Below are 15,791 nucleotides of genomic sequence, written 5' to 3'. Positions count from 1 at the left end.
TTTACACGTCTACCATTATGCACCTATACTGCCCGGTTTTATAATCAATCGAACCTCCAATAGGCATGAATTTCTTATCAACCATGAAGTTGTCCGACAACTTTGTTAAAGGAGTCAATTTCGGTGTCTCTTTTATTACCTGTGTAAGTTTTACGTGGGTGGCACTATAGCGATTTATGATGCGATGTATTAGCTGTTCCTCGGGTCTAGTAGGCTCTCCCATAACGGATGAATATAGATTGTCAGTCAAGTATTTACCATCAATAAGCACTTTACTATAGCACGCTCCATCGTTGTTATATGAAGATATTTTAAACTCGATTTCGTCGAGTTCATTAATATAATCTTCATTAACAATATTTTCATAATATCGATCAGAATTCTCTGAAACATTTAATCCGTCTATATCTTCTTTTTGATATTGCACCTTGATATCTTTAACAAAGCAACCGAATTGCCTATTATCATAATCATACACACCTGATCCCCTTGCGAAAAATCCAACAATCTGCAGGCTAGGAGACCCAGTTAATGCTATTCCCTTTATCGGTATAATATATCCACTCATGCCATTATAAGGCATGTCTATTGTCTTTGTGTTTTTTACATTTATAAAGTTGTACTGCTCGTACGCTCTATTTGTATTTTCAAACTCAACACCGAATGTTGATTCATTTTTCACCCAATTTGTACCATTGTAATAATATTCGCCTATTTTTAATTTAAAATACATTTTGATTGGCTGAAAGTTAAACTCGGCATCTATACCAGGTGTTTGTCTAGCCATTCCATCTGTAAGTATTGACATATTAATAGAAATAGCACCGTCTATATATGATGCGCATGGAAGGTATTCGCCTAGATTAAGCAACACCTTCCCAATTGGCAATAAAGTAGTTATCTCCGTATTAGGAAAAACAAAATTAGTTTGACTCACACACAGCTTAATTAAATTCTCAAAGTCATAATTAAATGCGCTAGAAACACCATCTTTGAATTGAATCTCACATCTTTTCATTATAGTAGCACCAAACATCGATAGTTTAATATCAGGTGAAGTCTCCTCAAAACGATCTTGAGAAACAATATTCCAGCCTTTCTCGATACCAAAATCAGGGATATTATATTCATTATACACATAATGATAATCCTTGTAAGTATTTGGTTTAAGGAACACGTATGTAGTTTCAGTCCTTTGTGGAGCAGATGGATTGGATGAATTTATTTTCTTATATCTATCTATAACTTTTGCCGTATTGAAATCTTCTTCAATAAAAACACTCCCAACTGGGTAGTTGCTCGTTCGAACAATGCATTTGTTATAACCAGGTAAAAAATCAAGTGCGTGATTGTTTCCTAAAAAGCCAACTTTTTGAACATTAAGAACCGGGCCTCTAGTTGCTTTGCTAAAAACTGTCATATCAAGATTATACCGGTAATATTCTCCATCATGATCCATATCAACGAAATACAGCTCACCCAAATAATCTACGCATGTCCAGTTAAGGAACTTGCACATCTCTTCCAACACCTCTTTCAATTTCATTGGTTTGTCGTCCTCGTCGAAAAAATCCTGTTCACTAACAAGCATCTGGATTAAGACATCTTCCCAAGCCGCATAACTTTCCATATCCTTAGCATATACATGTGGGATATAAACAGCAGAATACTGCCCACGTGAAGCCACTACGCACTTTTTAAGCAAATCCCAAAGTGAAGTAAAAACCTTACCATCGGCGCCAGTCTGCTTGTATTTAATAAACTCTAATACTGACATTGCACTCATACACTCTATTTCAAGCTCGAACTTGTCTGAGCTGTAATCTTGTGTGTAAACCTCTGGCTTAACAAATCCGCACCAGGTAACAACTCCATCACGCTTAAAGGTAACTCTGTATTGTTGATAAGATGTAGAGTACAACTCTTGCAGGTAGTCGCTACCGACAACACGAATTCGTGCAGTGCTAAATCTTGTTGGAGCATAAAGAAAATCGTTATCATCGATTTCTACTTCAAAAGGAGACTCTGAACCGGTCAACTCGGTTGGTAAACCTGTGTAGTCCTCTTTTTCAATCTCAACAACGCAAGCCTCATTGTTAAGGCTTGCGTATGGTATAGTGTATATTAGTTTGTAACTCATAATGGTTTCTTCCCTTGTTTTTTTAATGTGTTATTAAGAGAGAGCAGAATATCACCTCCACGCACTCTGTCAAATCCGATATTGATGTTTCGGGAGCTTCCTAGCCTTCCGGAGTTAATCGCTTCAAACAACCGGTACTGCTGCCCGGCATTAAGGATCATTTCACCCGCATTTACGCGAGCTAAGATTTTATCTCCGGATGTTGGACCGCCTGAAACAATACCACCATTGGCAAACTTAGGAAGCCCGGCAGCCATAATCATAGCCTCCATTGCAGCTATTTGAGCGGCAGCTAACCCGACCCCAACAAATGGAATAGCGGCGTATGCTGCCGTACTCTTCGCTGCCATCTCAACAGATGCGGCAGTCGATTTTGTTGCTGAAGCAGCTACTTCAGCAGTTGTTTGCGTTGCTAATGCGCTAGTAGTAGCCGTTGTTTGCGTTGCTGCATTAGCTACCTTAGTGCCCGTCAATGCAGTATCTATAGTCGCCTCAGTTTGTTTTGCGAGTATCAGCTTATTAGTAAGCTCAGTTAAGTTTTCCATCATTTTGGCAACAGAAAGGAATGAGTCTACGACGTTTGTCATTGCACTCCATACAGCCATCAACCGCTCCCATCCGCTCGCTTCTGAATCGGGGTCAAAAGCTTCTTTGAGTGCTTGGAAAGAAGAAACAAGGCGATCCGCACTGGATGCAATATCTTTTACGCCACTATAGAGTCCATCATTAAGCTCTTCTTTTAACTGCTTCACGTCTTCCATGACCACAGCAATCTTCAACGCTTTTTCCAACGTAGGCACATTGGCCATTGCGTTTGCTAACTCCTCGGAAAGAGCCCTACCGGCTTCTTTTGCTTGCTCTTGTAATTTTTTGGCATAATCCTTCGCAATGTCAAGTTCTTCGCCAGCTATATCAGATTTTGACTTTTTATAATCGTAGGTGGTATCTCGCTGCTTCATTACTGGCATATTCGGCTTCATTGAGTTGGCTCGGAATTGCATCGCTGATACATAAGCTTGGCTTTCAAGTCCGGATATAGAGCCTGCTGCTTTAATCGTTTCCTGCGTCAGTTTACGGAGTTCGTCGTTATATTCTTGCTCTGTCAACCGCTTGTTTTGATACAGGTTCAGAAGCTTACTCTCTTCTTCTTTGTGCTTTTTCTGTACATCCTCTAATTCAGCTATATTCTTGTTATAAAGAGGATGTTTAACAGCCTCCTGCAGATTCTTGAAGTACTTGCTCTCGAGTATAGCTTTATCTCCCGATCCTTTAGCCTCAATGAACATACTTGCGTTGAGTTCATCTAATGCTTTGTTATACTCATTCTTCGATATCTTCTCTATTTCGACCTTTGCATCAAGTTCACGAAGCGATTGAGCGTACTTTTCCTCTGCTTTCTGTAGGTCGGTTTTCTTGGCATCACTATCTCCACCGCCAAGGTTAGTATTTGTTGAGCCAAGAGCATTTGCCGAAGATGTAGATGTCTCCAGTTTACTGTTCACATCAGACAATATTCGCTGTAGCTCTGTTAGCCCAGCCGATGCGGCATCGGTTTCAACTTTAGCGCCATTAAATGGATTAAACGCACTCCATAGTGTTTTTATTCCAACGGGACCATTCCATGGATTATACATTCCACCAGTTTGCACGACAGATGCTGCAGCTTTACCTTTCTTGCGCTGTAGATTGCTTATTTGATCTTCAGTCTCTAATTTCTTACGAGTGTAAAAATCAACCTCGGCTCCTGCCTTCAATAGCTCAACTCTTTTTGCAACCGCTTTGTTAAGCTCTTCCTGGCTTTTATATTCTTTCCCGAGTTGCTTTTGTAGTTCTGCTTGTGCATTATTAATCTGCTCCTGACTGGCCCCTTTCTCATTCATCAGCTTCAATTGAGTGTTGAGAGCTATTATTTCAGCCGTTTGTGTAGATTGATTTGCCTCTGCCTTGTAATCAGAGAATAGATTTTTAATTCGGGCTGCCTCTTGTCGCATGCTTATCAATTTTGCAGCAGCCATAGATAAGAATACAAGAATTGCAGTAGGTAATGCGGAAATAAAAGCCGACTTCATAGATGCACCTAAGCGTGTAAACATCGTGCTCACCGTAGCCCCAGCGCTTTGAGCTTTCCAAGCGACTGCATCGAATGCAACACCGGCAGCTTTGGCAGATCGAGATGCTGCAATCATGGCGGCTCTTTGTGAAGCAGCCAATTGGGCAACGATCCATTTAAACATCTTTCCAAGAGAAACACCTACAACAAAAGCCGCTACACTGGAAAACACCTTTTTTATATCTTCTCCTGCTATCGTTACCTTTCCGGTAAGCCAATCGATGATACCTTTGTATGCATTTTGTATGCCCGTCTCTTTTGTAAACTTCGTGAAAGCGTTTTTAAGCCGATTTATAGACGTTTCGAGATTGTCCGTATCAACGTTCGGGATCATTTCATTAAGAGCATCAGCAAACCTAGGGAGTACGTCAGCACTCATTAACTTACCTTGCTTTAATAATTTGTCAAGACCGGCAACAGAAACCCCGGCAGCCTTAGCCATCGCCTGTAATGCTATTGGCAGCCTCTCTCCCATCTGCAAACGAAGCTCTTCCGAACTGATCTTTCCTTTAGACATCATTTGCGACAACGCAAGAAATACGCCGTTTGAATCCTCGGCACTCATGCCAAATGCTGTAGCCGCCCGGGAAACAGACTCAAATATTTTTCGCTGATTCATCATCGACATACCCGACACTTGAGAGGCGGCCGTAAATTTTGCAAAATTGCCGGTCAAAGCGTTTATCTCTAATCCGTATTTCTTCGCCATATCAAGCAGGAACCGTTGATTGTCGGCAAACTGCCCTAAACTTCCCGATACGTTTTTCAGTGCCGTTGTAACTCGGCTCGTCTCCCGGGCCACTGTTATTAGTCGAGACACAAAGTCACTTAACCCAAGCCCACCGACACCTAAGGCAGCAGCAAAGGTTAATACCTGCATTTGCATCGAACGGAATCCGTTCTTAACGTTATTCGTTCCCTTCTTGAAGTTCTCCGTGAGGAGATTTATCGCTATCGAGAAACTTAATCTACCCGCCATAATTCTTTGCTATTAAATTTTTACCTTGTTCAAAAAATGCATCTAGCTTATCCGAATCCTCCTGAATGGATTTCGTAGCCTCTTCCATCATCTCTTCTTCTTCCCATGGGAAAGGATAAAGATCACGTGCAGAAGGCAATTTCTTACCATCCACATGAGGTAGTATAGTGAGGTATGTCCATAGTCTGTCGCTCTCCATTAGCTCCTTCCGATTGGTTTGATAAGCTGCTATAAACAGAGGCATATCGCACAGTTCCATATTCATGGCGAAGTTGGCATCCAATCCATGCATGATAAGCATCGATACGATATCTTTAATATACCCGGGAGTGGCTCCCGATTCACTAGATTTGACCGACTCTGTAGCTGCCTGAAATTGGTTTATTACAGAAGATTCGCGTGCGAATGCCTTATAGATATCCCGTGATATTTTATCGTTCTTCAGTGTATGAGTAAACTCTTCGAGCGTATAAGTCATATTAGGATTATTACACAACATCAAGCAGTAAATCAACGCCTCGACATCCGATTGATTTTTATAGTCCATGCATGAGAAAGACCGGCCGATTAATTGTTCCCAACGGATAACTACCTTCATCGTTAGCTTCATACTCACAACAAACCCCTTTATCGCGTTAGATTCAGGTTTCCGCGCGGGCGGTGGTGGAATTAGATTAGGAGAAGGCCTTCCTGATCTGGAAAAAACAAAATCGATAACGCAAGCCACCAAATAGATGATAAAAGCCGCAAGTGCATATATTAGAAATGATTCCATGTTTTCTTATTTATAAAGAAAGAGCGGCCATCAATGGACCGCCCTTTCAATGTTTAAAATAAAGTTTCTAACCTCCGATCACGACCGGAGCAACCGGTTCTAATGCGCCGATACCTTTAAATGATGCACTACACGATGCAATCTGACCGTTATCACTCTTAAGCGATAGCGATGTAATCATGACGGTGCCTTTGTAGTTTACCTGAGCGGTGTCTAAAGCGAACTTTCCGCCTACATTAGTTGGCTCAGTTACCTTTGCCGCACCAAAGAAAAACTCCAAAGTCTCACCGGCCACTTGTTTGGCCAACAGCGTATCAAAGCTGACCGCACCGGTTAACCGAGTCAATAGAGATTCACTCGATAGTGTATAACTCTTCTTTCCGGGTAGCGCTGCCGCCCAGTCTCCACACATCTTGTTTGAGATATCGATCTCTTCGGTAGAGATATCAAGCCCACAGCTTGATGCAAATGCAATCGGACTTTCACCGATAAACAAGAATAACTCACCCCTTACGATGTCAGTATTCGAATCATGTTTAATTGCTGCCATTTTACTTAAATTGTTAATTGTTCTACTTCTTGCCATAATTATTGAATTGAAAACAGGAGTACCTGAATGTATTTCCCGTCCGCATAGTCCTCTGTTGAGTCCTCTAGGCGTATTCGCATATTTGGACTTTCAAAATCCCCCTCCAGTAATTCGTAGACTATTGACGCCAAATCCTGAGATCGGTCATAATCGTCACTTACAGTATTGATATACACCATTGGTTTATCAATGCATCTACCCATTTTGGTGGATTCGATCTTATATCCATCGCGCTGATATACAATAAAATCCCCATCAGTATCCGCAGGAGCCACAAGTGGAAAAACTCGTTCTCCTATCAATTCGAAAATCTCGGGAGAATTGAGAAGAATACTTCGTACTTCTGTGGTAATTTTAAGTTTATTCATGCCTAGTAAGAGTTACGTTCTATAATTCTATTTTTGGCGCGTTCTATCCCTTCAAAAAGCTTTTTAGAAGCATTATCCCAGTCCTCTCGAGCTGTATCTGTCCAAAAGCTATTAGCTGGCATGATACCGGAAGTTCCCGTGATTGGATGCTTTCTTTTTTCAGTTCCCATATCAACCAAGTGTGAATGGTGCCCATCCTTATTAAATCCTACTAACGCACCCGGTTTGCGCAATTTCACGCGAATCTTAAAAGCTTTAAAAAGTTTTCCCTGTAATCCGCTAGAGTCTTTTAATCGCGATTTCAACCGCCTTTTTCCTCCAGATACAAGCGTATTACCCATACTTCTAAGACCAGCTCGTATGGCCTTGTCCTTATCAATATCCAGCAATTCACTAACAGCCGATTCGACCTGTGCAGCCCCAATCGTTGTTATCTGAAAAGACATTCCCCTATTGAGCAATGGGCTTTCCCGACCTCTTCTTATTGCATATTGCCTAAGACCATTCATTACTTGTCAATTTTAGTTAGAGTGATTAGGTATGTATTATCCCCCTGTTTGTCAAGCAGAGAAATAGAGTAATCCCTTCCTTGGTATTCGACTCTTTGATTTTCTTTGATAACTGGGTAATAGCGTGTCTGAAAAACAATAATACACCCGGTGAACTGCTCCATAGCATTAACGCCATCACGGTCTACTACCGTAGCCTGCTTTTTGCGATAAGCCTTACAAGTCAGTATGGGTACATACTCTTTCTTAGCAGCTCCACTATTAGATTGCACCTGTTTCAACTCCTTAAAAACTAATAGTTCACGTAAAAGACCTGCTCTCATTTTGAATAATTCCGATAATGTCCGATTAGTTTGTCATAAGTAGGGAGAGCCTTTACGGTGCAGCCAAAAGCCATAGTTTCACGATTGCTGTAATAATCTCCGATCTGTAAGAGGATTGCAAAAACAAGAGAGTCCGGGAGTTTTCCCGGTTCGCTCTCTATGTCTTTTAGGTTCTCACATATATCTTTTGAAACGGCATTCTCAGACGCACCGATCAAAAGCTCGATATAGCTATCATCATCTGTGTAGCTTTCTTCTACGTTTAGATGTTTCTTTGCCAGTTCTAAAGTTATATATGCCATGGTTGTTTTATTTCCAAGTTGTTTTAGCGAAGCTTTCCTCGCGACGTATGCCGGCATCAAAGTAGGCATTTACAATCAGCTTGATTTGTCCTTCTCCGGCCATTGTATAAGGATCAACAGTCAAATCAAGTGCACCCCACTGACCAATGAAATAATCGGCCCAGTTAGCGAAGATTGCTCCGTATTCATCTTTAGCTGTTTGCAGTCCACTTGCAACATTAGTGGTAACAAGACACTTGAATCCATTCAGTAGTCCATTGTCTCCAATCAGGAAACCACCTGCACCGGAAGCGTCTTTCACAGTAGTTTTCAGCTTACCAAGGATAGACGGATGAATCACATACGCCAAGTTGCCCTGCAAAGCGTTGGAAGAGTTTATTTTTGTTTCGAGTTCAACAATCTTCTTCCAGTCAACAACACCGCCTGCAGCCGGAACGGTAGTGAAGAAGCCATCCGGTTTTAATGTAGACGTAGTGGCAGCCCCGAAGATGGTAGATTCCAATTTGGCAGCAATCGCACGGACAATCTGGTCGCGCAACATTCTTTCAACGCCCAAAGAATCCTGTGCCAACATCTGCTTAGAAATATACGTTACGGCCGTCAAACGTTTCGGGGTGAACCCCTGCTTACTGAAGGTGCCTGTCCCGTCTTCAGCAGAAGCTGTTTCACCTGCCCAGTTGGCAGTGGTACCTGTGTACTTCGGAATGGAAACATTGTTCGTCAATCCGGTTACGATGTTCGCACCAACCTGAGCCAAAATGAGATTGGCACTAAGCGGTGTCATGATATCCAATAGGTCAGTGTCGATCACATTACCACCATTAGCAGGAGTTCCGGCCACTACGGCGGCTCTATCCTCGACAGGCAGCAATAGACTGCCTACTGTCTCCATACCGGACATCTGCGCACGTCCTCTCTCAATTACCGCTAGACTTTCGTCTGAATAGGTTCCGCTAATTGATTCTCCAATGGCACGGAGCAATGAGAATCGTTTTTGCGTGCCGTAAGGAGTACCCTTACCTTTGTTTGTCTCTGCCAATTCAGAGAGTTCAATGTTAATATCAGCCAACCGGCACTGGATGCTTCCCAGTTCGGTATTTTCTGTATCATTAAGCATTCGCTTCTCACCTTTTGCAGCTTCGGTAATTGCCTTGGAACGAGTAATAAGCTGTTGTTTTTCGTCTTTCAGCTCGACTGTGCTTTTTTCTTTAGCCATAATCTGATAATTAAAAATTATTAAATGAATTTTTTCTCTATTGCAGCATAATAAGTCTTTAAAGACTCTTCCCCTGCCCTTCTTTCTTCTGCCTCTAAATCGTCCATGCCCCGCTTGTATACGGATGTTTGCGAGTAAGCCGCATTATATACCGGTGATACATCATAAAGCTCTGAAACCTTTTGTATGGTTCGTTTTACCTTTCCATCCTTGCAGCGCTCCCATGTATCTTTTTCAACCGTAAAGGCAAAGGAAGAGCTATCGATCTCTCCACGATTTAAATTCTCCAATAACTCATCACCAAGCGGTGTATTAGGCGCCTCAAAACGGTATTTTAACCCCTTGGTATCAATAGATAGCAATAAGGAGCCTTTTCCTTTGTTTGATCTCGCCAAAACTCCTCGGCTTTGATTGTGATTCAATAATGCGAATACATCACTCTTTGGAAGCACACCTTCTAATGCGCCCCTCTCAATGACTTCTGTAAATGGAAGCCCTGTAGATGGGGTATCAAACAGTAGAGCATAACCCTCTACAGTCCTACTTTCGGAATCCACCGTCACTTCATACGAAGTATTTCTTATTTCCCTTTTTTCATCCATAATTCAAGTATTTATAGTACAACCACAGAGTTGTCCGACAACTTTTCTATTTTTTCGGGTTTTCGAGCTTATTTTTGTCTTTTTCGGGGTCAACTGGACGCATTACAGCAAATTTTAACGGTTGCGTATTCACTTGGACGAAAGTTTCATCACCATCCGGGAGTCTTGGCAGATTATTTGCCCTACGTATCTCGTTAGGAGAGATACCGCCATTCTGGAATAACATGTTATTGTAAGCAGCTAAAGAGGTCATATCCGCACGAAGAAGCGCTGAAGTATCAAATTGTACTGAGATTGATTCGCATTCAGAGGGTTTGAACACCTTGCGCTTAATTTCTAACTCTATTTTTTCAAGCATTGGCGCTACCGTATCAGTTAGGAAAGCAAGTTGTGTGGCTTCCACTGTCGAATAACTAGACTTACTCAAATCGAAGGCCTTTACCGGTGAAACGGAGAAAAATCGACAGATGTCAATCCCATTAAACAGACGGCTTTCGAGTAACTGGGCATCTTTGGGGTTGACCGTTATCGGTTGGTATTTCATATTCCCCTCTAAAATCACAATCCCGTTAGGGTGACCGGTTGCTGGATTAGTTCGCTTTTCCCACTCTTCGTAATTCTGTTTCTTTTGTTCCGCATTCAAGCGAGTACCCTCAATAGTTAATGTGCCTGCCATACTTCCGCCACCCTCAAAAAATCCAGCAGCGTGTTGTTCGCTGCTTGTGGCAATACCAATCGTCTGCCGAGCGTGTGTTAGCGTAGAAACACCTATAATGCCGTCATATGAAAAATTTAGAATGTGAATCATATCATGCGGTTCCACCAATTCGGTAAACCCAGTTACCTGATATCGCTTTCGCTGTATACCGGTACCTCGATCGGGTACATAGACAATACTCACCATGTACGAAGGCAGGTAAACTAACTGTACGGCATTTCCAACGCTATCACGTTCAATATAGGCATATCCGTTACCGTCCAACAGTACAGAGGTAACAAGTGTTTTAAAGAACGTGAAACGGGTCATATCCTCGTTCGGCTCACAGTTCAACAGATGGTATGCCGGATGCTTTTTAAACTTAGATTTATAACCTTCTTCATCCACCAAGTACGTATCCAGTGGAAGTTGGGCAACAGCATCGCCGATCACATCCACGCAACGGTACACCGTACTAAGAAGCATTGGTTTACTCCGGCTGGCTAAAGCAATTCCACCTCCGCGCATCATGGACGTACCCGCTATTTCCTTCTTACTGGCTCTTCTTATTTCAACTCCAAGTATTTTCATAACTGTTTTTCTATACAACCACAGAGTTGTCCGACAACTTTAAATTAACGCGCTGTAACGAGGTGAAACAAGATAAACCCCAAGTGCTTCCAACTTGGCAATCACACCATCGATCTTCTTTTCTTCAAACTGCTTAGACGGCTTGGTGTTTCCGTTTCGATCACGAGCCATCACTACGTTACGAAAGCAGTGACGATTGATCGGGTTATTATCGATCACAGCTTTGCCAGAAAGAATGAGGCGTTCCATCTCCTTTGTTGGCCGGTTGAAATTACCGAGTGCTTGGCTGAACGGTTCCATCGGCAATCCGGCATCTGTGGCATTTATTACAAACTGGGTGGAGTTCCAGGAGTCGTACGCAATCTTTTGCAAAGACACGATACGTCCGATATCGATTATATCGTTAAGAATAAAATCATAGTCAACCACATTGCCAGGAGTAATTGTAATAAGTCCCTGTCTGCGCCATTCTCCGTAAAGTTCCTTGAATCGCTTCTCACGCAAAGCCGCTTCAGGTAAGTAGTACTTTGTTTTGAAATAGTATTTATCCTCAGTCGGGAACATAAAATCAGCACAAGTTAAGTCACTGGTAGATGAAAGGTCAATTCCTGCATAACAATCCATATCACGGAACTGATCAAAATCAATATTTTCTGATGAGCTCAAAATATAGTGGTCGGGAATCCATACCGTTTCAGCATCACACCACATATTTATATTCTTTGTTTTGATGCCCACCTCTTCCGATGGCGAGTTTACAGCCTTCTGAACTTGTTCCCTGAGGTACTTCGTCTTCACAGTCACATCTAAATTCGGGTTGCTCTTCGCCCACATGGTTTCGTCTTTCCAATCGTCCGACTCATCAAGCGAATAAATACCGGCAAAGAGCGTATCGTCTTTTTTCATCCCCATAAGTACTTCGGTGCACATGGTGCGCATCTGATAGCACGGACCAAGCTTATCAAATCCTGCGGTAGTTATAATCACGCCCATCTTATTATCTCGAATTCCCTGTCCAGACTGAAGAACGTCCTTTACTTCTGAAGTACGGGCAGCATGGTATTCATCAAGCAAAAACATTGAAGGATTCGATCCATCCAATAGGCGTGCATCCGCAGCCAACACCTTAAGTGTGCTGTCGGTGAGGTCGAACTTTACGGTATCTCTAAAAATATCTAACCTCTTCGCCTTTGGATCAAGCCCTTTGGCAAATTTCGAACAAAGCGGCCAAGAGGAGTCTTTTACTTGATCCTTACTGTTTGCGGCCAGATAGACGGCAGCTCCTGCTTCACCATCAGCAATTAAATGGTAAAGACACAGAGCGGCCGCAAATGCCGATTTTCCATTTTTACGCGCAATTTCGATGTAAACTGATGTAGTAAGCCGTTCTCCATCGTCCTTTCGATAGAAACCATAGATATTTGCAATTACGAATTCTTGCCACGGAAGCAAAATAAAGGGCTTTCCGGCATGGCGACCAGTGTAGTGTCTGAGCAAGGCTATAAAATCAATCACTCTATCTACTTCATCTTCCCGAAACTCTAAATCTTCGCGCTCGATGAAGCAATAAAATCTTTCAACTGCCAGTTTAATATACTTCCCGACCAGCACTCTACCATCGGTCACATCCTGTGCATATTGATAGTAACCTTTCATTTCCCTATCTTCTTTTTCTTAGAGTTATTGATGAATTTATCTAACGGAGAATTATCTTCTTCGACCGATTTCATAGTACTGATAGTAGAGCGACTCTTCACCGTTAGCCCGTACTCTGTCATAATTTTCATCACTTGAGCATAGTTTTTGGTTGCAATATTCTGTGCCGGATTAGCTGCTTTCTCATATTTTATCATCACGATTGGCCCTTCTTTTAGCATTATTTGTGTCGATTGCAGATACATTTCATAACTCGTTGCCAACATGCGTAATGCTCCCAGATCAATCGACTGAATAGCCTTTCTCTTGTTCAACTCCTTCACTACATCTTTCATAAAGTCCTCTGTTTCCTCTGATAAGCCTATTGGCATTTTAAATTTTACCATAATCTAAGTTTTACCTATCAACCACGGAGTTGTCCGACAAATGGAGTGTTAACGATTTAACAAATTCAAAATTTCAAAAAGTGCCGTGCGTGTGAAGTCGGGTTAGGTGAGGTTGGCAGGCTCCGTCTCTCTAAAAAAAGACCCCCTACCCCCCTCGTTCGTGGAACAATGATTTAACGTTTTGTTCCACGAAAATAGAAATTTCAGAGAGCATCTACAGAGCCTTTGAGTTGTGCACTGATTGGTGGCACTTCTTACAGAGACTCTGTAGATTGTCATAGTCATAAGCTAAGAACACACGCTGTGATTGATCCTCTGTACTCATGAATGATACGATATGATGTATATCCTCAGATGGAGTTACTATGCCATTTTGTAGGCATATCTCACACAAAGGGCTGTTCGTGAACTTCCATGCCCTCAATCGTCGCCAACGCTCTGAGTTGTATATCTTCCTTCGTGCAGCGTCGTATTGATTACCAGTCTTGGTCTGTTTGCTAGGTAGTTTGTTTATAGTTGGCATAAGGCATTGATTTAAGCTGTTTAGCGTCTTGCTGCGCCTGAAATTCAATCATGCGGAATCGGAACAGAAAATGTTCTATAAAATCATTGTTAGATTTATTCTGCGCCTTCGCGTCTTGAATTACAAACACAACTGTATCTTGGAATATATCTTCCGGACTGCGTGCGTCGAAATATCCATGTTTCCCATGGCAGCATAAAGCATGAAGGCGATTGTAATTGCGCCCGATGCTTTCGGCTACCATGGGATAGAATTTACTCTTTTTGTACCTGTCTCTCATTTAATATTATGTTTCCGGAATCATCAATTAATTCGTTGAGGCCTTTCTTAACAAGGCTGCGAACCACGATTGATATGTTACTGTCAGTTTTATCAGATAATTCATTAAGCAACATCCATGTTCGTTCATCAAATCTTATTGATCTTTTTTTATTTCCCATATCTTTTTGTATATTTGTTCCGCCAAGAATAATATACAAATCGGTGGTATGGGGAACTGTACTGCCTTTTTTATTGGCTTACCTCGTTATTCCTTTGGAGTAATTCTTTATTTTGCTTCTGCATGGATTCTAAGCGAGCTGCAAAACCAGTTTTCTTTTTCTGGACGTGCTGCCCATGCGACTTGTATTTATCTGTTTTTGATAACAAAAAACCTGTAAGATATACAATTAATAGAATCAAGACCGCAAGAATGATGGGTGCCCATACAGGTGATAACACCCACCACCAGGACCAATCAATATAATTTGTTAGCTTCAGTACTATAAAAACGATTGTGAGAATCCCTAAAAAGCCGATGCCACCACCTGTTGAATTATTGCTTTTACTCATCGTATTTGTACGGTTCACCTATACACCGTAAGGTTCTAGATTATAATTATTCTTTAAAATTAGGTATTTTGTAAATAGAAAGAAGTGCGAGATAGTGGAAGCCAAATACTGCTTTCTTCATTGCAAGTATTCCAACAATCGCTAGCAAATCTATCATCTAAAGCATTTGTTATTTTTGTTGCAATATCTCTAACATACTGAATGTTAATCAATCGTTTATGACCTACTATTATCGTTGGTGTATAGATTGAGATTTTATATTCTCCACCATCAGTTGCATGCCAGCCACCTTGCGCAACGGTAATGTGTGATGCGGATTGATTCTTGTACTCCTGGACAATACTGTAATAGATATTGAATACTAATGGCTTGAACGATGCTTTGTAAACCTTCATTCCTGTAGCATCCTTTATCATCTTTCTAAGTTGCTGCTCGTCACGTGTTAATGTAGACATAGGCTATTCGGGTATTGACATCCATCGGATCGGTTCATAGCCTTGATAATCCTCAAACTCAAATAATGGGGAAGTAGCTGTTTGAGGATTGCCTTCCCCATTCTTGTAGATATATGCACTAACAATTGCATTGTTTGACTTCATTTGGCAGAGCACCATTTGATTTTCATCTGGTAACCGTTCATCTACGCTGATCCACGGGGATTGCTTGGCTTGCCACTGGGCACCCTCTTTGAACCCTATTCTGAAACATTCTAACTTACTCCAGTCGGGATGCACGCCACATATACTTGCTGCTGCTTTTTCTAATTCATTCATGGTTTACCTCTTTTACTTCTAGTTATTCGTTAATTACTTCAACTGTCGGTCTGAACATTTCAGCCTCTCCGTTGTCAAATGTCACATGCCCATAGCATTCTATTTTTGTAATAGTATGAAAGCCATTTTTGCTTTTACGATCATAATACTGCTTCCCATAACTACCACTGGTTTCTTTAAGAACCCTTACCTTATCGCCTACTTTGGCACCGAGGTTTTTTATTTCCTCTTTTAGTATTTGCTCCCGATAGTGTTCTACATCAATTTGAGAACTTACATATCTTCTCTCATTCCCGTCAATGGTTACAAGATAGAGGTCTTCAATAGGTTGATTTGTGCCACCCCTGTGATAAAGGTCATGGTATGCTAGCCATCCCGGAAACTCTTTGCCACAGTTTACATCGTACTTATCTGTGATTCG

Annotated in this window: 20 protein-coding genes; all 20 read right to left on the bottom strand. The window is 41.6% G+C overall.

Annotated features, from left to right (window positions below; translation table 11 throughout):
- Position 1: 1 nt before the first annotated feature.
- Positions 2-2,140, bottom strand: coding sequence for a hypothetical protein (locus TY03_RS18465; protein ID WP_042372643.1), 2,139 nt, complete (start codon positions 2,138-2,140; stop codon positions 2-4).
- Positions 2,137-5,229 carry a tape measure protein gene (locus tag TY03_RS18460; protein ID WP_042372642.1) on the bottom strand — a complete coding sequence of 1,031 codons (3,093 nt, stop codon included), beginning with the start codon at positions 5,227-5,229 and terminating at the stop codon, positions 2,137-2,139. Before TY03_RS18460 ends, TY03_RS18465 begins: the two co-directional genes overlap by 4 nt.
- Entirely contained in the window at positions 5,219-5,845 is a 627-nt protein-coding gene (locus TY03_RS18455; protein ID WP_148335715.1) for a hypothetical protein, read from the bottom strand. The genes TY03_RS18460 and TY03_RS18455 overlap by 11 nt, the downstream gene beginning before the upstream one ends.
- A gap of 226 nt (positions 5,846-6,071) precedes the next feature.
- Positions 6,072-6,554, bottom strand: coding sequence for a phage tail protein (locus tag TY03_RS18450; protein ID WP_042372737.1), 483 nt, complete (start codon positions 6,552-6,554; stop codon positions 6,072-6,074).
- Positions 6,555-6,592: 38 nt separating this feature from the next.
- Entirely contained in the window at positions 6,593-6,961 is a 369-nt protein-coding gene (locus tag TY03_RS18445; protein WP_042372641.1) for a hypothetical protein, read from the bottom strand.
- 2 nt (positions 6,962-6,963) lie between these two features.
- Positions 6,964-7,470: a hypothetical protein gene (locus TY03_RS18440; RefSeq protein WP_052332556.1), complete on the bottom strand. Its 507-nt coding sequence runs from the start codon at positions 7,468-7,470 to the stop codon at positions 6,964-6,966.
- Positions 7,470-7,793: a phage head closure protein gene (locus TY03_RS18435; RefSeq protein WP_042372640.1), complete on the bottom strand. Its 324-nt coding sequence runs from the start codon at positions 7,791-7,793 to the stop codon at positions 7,470-7,472. Before TY03_RS18435 ends, TY03_RS18440 begins: the two co-directional genes overlap by 1 nt.
- Entirely contained in the window at positions 7,790-8,095 is a 306-nt protein-coding gene (locus TY03_RS18430; RefSeq protein WP_042372638.1) for a head-tail connector protein, read from the bottom strand. The genes TY03_RS18435 and TY03_RS18430 overlap by 4 nt, the downstream gene beginning before the upstream one ends.
- Positions 8,096-8,102: 7 nt before the next feature.
- Positions 8,103-9,311 (bottom strand): phage major capsid protein, encoded by a 1,209-nt coding sequence (locus tag TY03_RS18425; RefSeq protein WP_042372636.1) that lies wholly within the window; start codon positions 9,309-9,311, stop codon positions 8,103-8,105.
- Positions 9,312-9,331: 20 nt separating this feature from the next.
- Positions 9,332-9,913 carry an HK97 family phage prohead protease gene (locus tag TY03_RS18420; protein WP_042372634.1) on the bottom strand — a complete coding sequence of 194 codons (582 nt, stop codon included), beginning with the start codon at positions 9,911-9,913 and terminating at the stop codon, positions 9,332-9,334.
- A gap of 46 nt (positions 9,914-9,959) precedes the next feature.
- The gene (locus TY03_RS18415) at positions 9,960-11,141 is read right to left on the bottom strand and encodes a phage portal protein (RefSeq protein ID WP_394330898.1); all 1,182 of its coding nucleotides are present in this window, start codon (positions 11,139-11,141) and stop codon (positions 9,960-9,962) included.
- 99 nt (positions 11,142-11,240) lie between these two features.
- Complete coding sequence (locus TY03_RS18410; RefSeq protein ID WP_042372630.1) at positions 11,241-12,857, bottom strand: terminase large subunit; 1,617 nt, start codon at positions 12,855-12,857, stop codon at positions 11,241-11,243.
- Complete coding sequence (locus TY03_RS18405) at positions 12,854-13,243, bottom strand: phage terminase small subunit P27 family (RefSeq protein ID WP_042372628.1); 390 nt, start codon at positions 13,241-13,243, stop codon at positions 12,854-12,856. Before TY03_RS18405 ends, TY03_RS18410 begins: the two co-directional genes overlap by 4 nt.
- Before the next feature lie 214 nt (positions 13,244-13,457).
- Positions 13,458-13,766, bottom strand: a complete 309-nt coding sequence (locus TY03_RS22075; protein ID WP_074434207.1) for an HNH endonuclease signature motif containing protein — start codon at positions 13,764-13,766, stop codon at positions 13,458-13,460.
- The gene (locus TY03_RS18400) at positions 13,741-14,046 is read right to left on the bottom strand and encodes a hypothetical protein (RefSeq protein WP_042372626.1); all 306 of its coding nucleotides are present in this window, start codon (positions 14,044-14,046) and stop codon (positions 13,741-13,743) included. The genes TY03_RS22075 and TY03_RS18400 overlap by 26 nt, the downstream gene beginning before the upstream one ends.
- Complete coding sequence (locus TY03_RS18395; protein WP_042372624.1) at positions 14,021-14,206, bottom strand: hypothetical protein; 186 nt, start codon at positions 14,204-14,206, stop codon at positions 14,021-14,023. The genes TY03_RS18400 and TY03_RS18395 overlap by 26 nt, the downstream gene beginning before the upstream one ends.
- A gap of 70 nt (positions 14,207-14,276) precedes the next feature.
- A complete protein-coding gene (locus TY03_RS18390; RefSeq protein WP_042372622.1) occupies positions 14,277-14,597 on the bottom strand; it encodes a hypothetical protein in 321 nt (106 codons plus the stop codon).
- Between the two features lie 59 nt (positions 14,598-14,656).
- Positions 14,657-15,052, bottom strand: coding sequence for a hypothetical protein (locus tag TY03_RS18385; protein ID WP_042372621.1), 396 nt, complete (start codon positions 15,050-15,052; stop codon positions 14,657-14,659).
- A 3-nt stretch (positions 15,053-15,055) separates the two neighbouring features.
- Positions 15,056-15,370 carry a DUF551 domain-containing protein gene (locus tag TY03_RS18380; RefSeq protein ID WP_052332487.1) on the bottom strand — a complete coding sequence of 105 codons (315 nt, stop codon included), beginning with the start codon at positions 15,368-15,370 and terminating at the stop codon, positions 15,056-15,058.
- Between the two features lie 22 nt (positions 15,371-15,392).
- The coding region (locus TY03_RS22730; protein WP_195892828.1) for a hypothetical protein at positions 15,393-15,791 on the bottom strand (399 nt) is incomplete at its 5' end.

Origin of the sequence: Bacteroides neonati, from assembly GCF_000499785.1 — a bacterium.
Classification (GTDB): Bacteria; Bacteroidota; Bacteroidia; order Bacteroidales; family Bacteroidaceae; genus Bacteroides; species Bacteroides neonati.
This window is presented reverse-complemented; position numbering and strand designations above follow the sequence as displayed.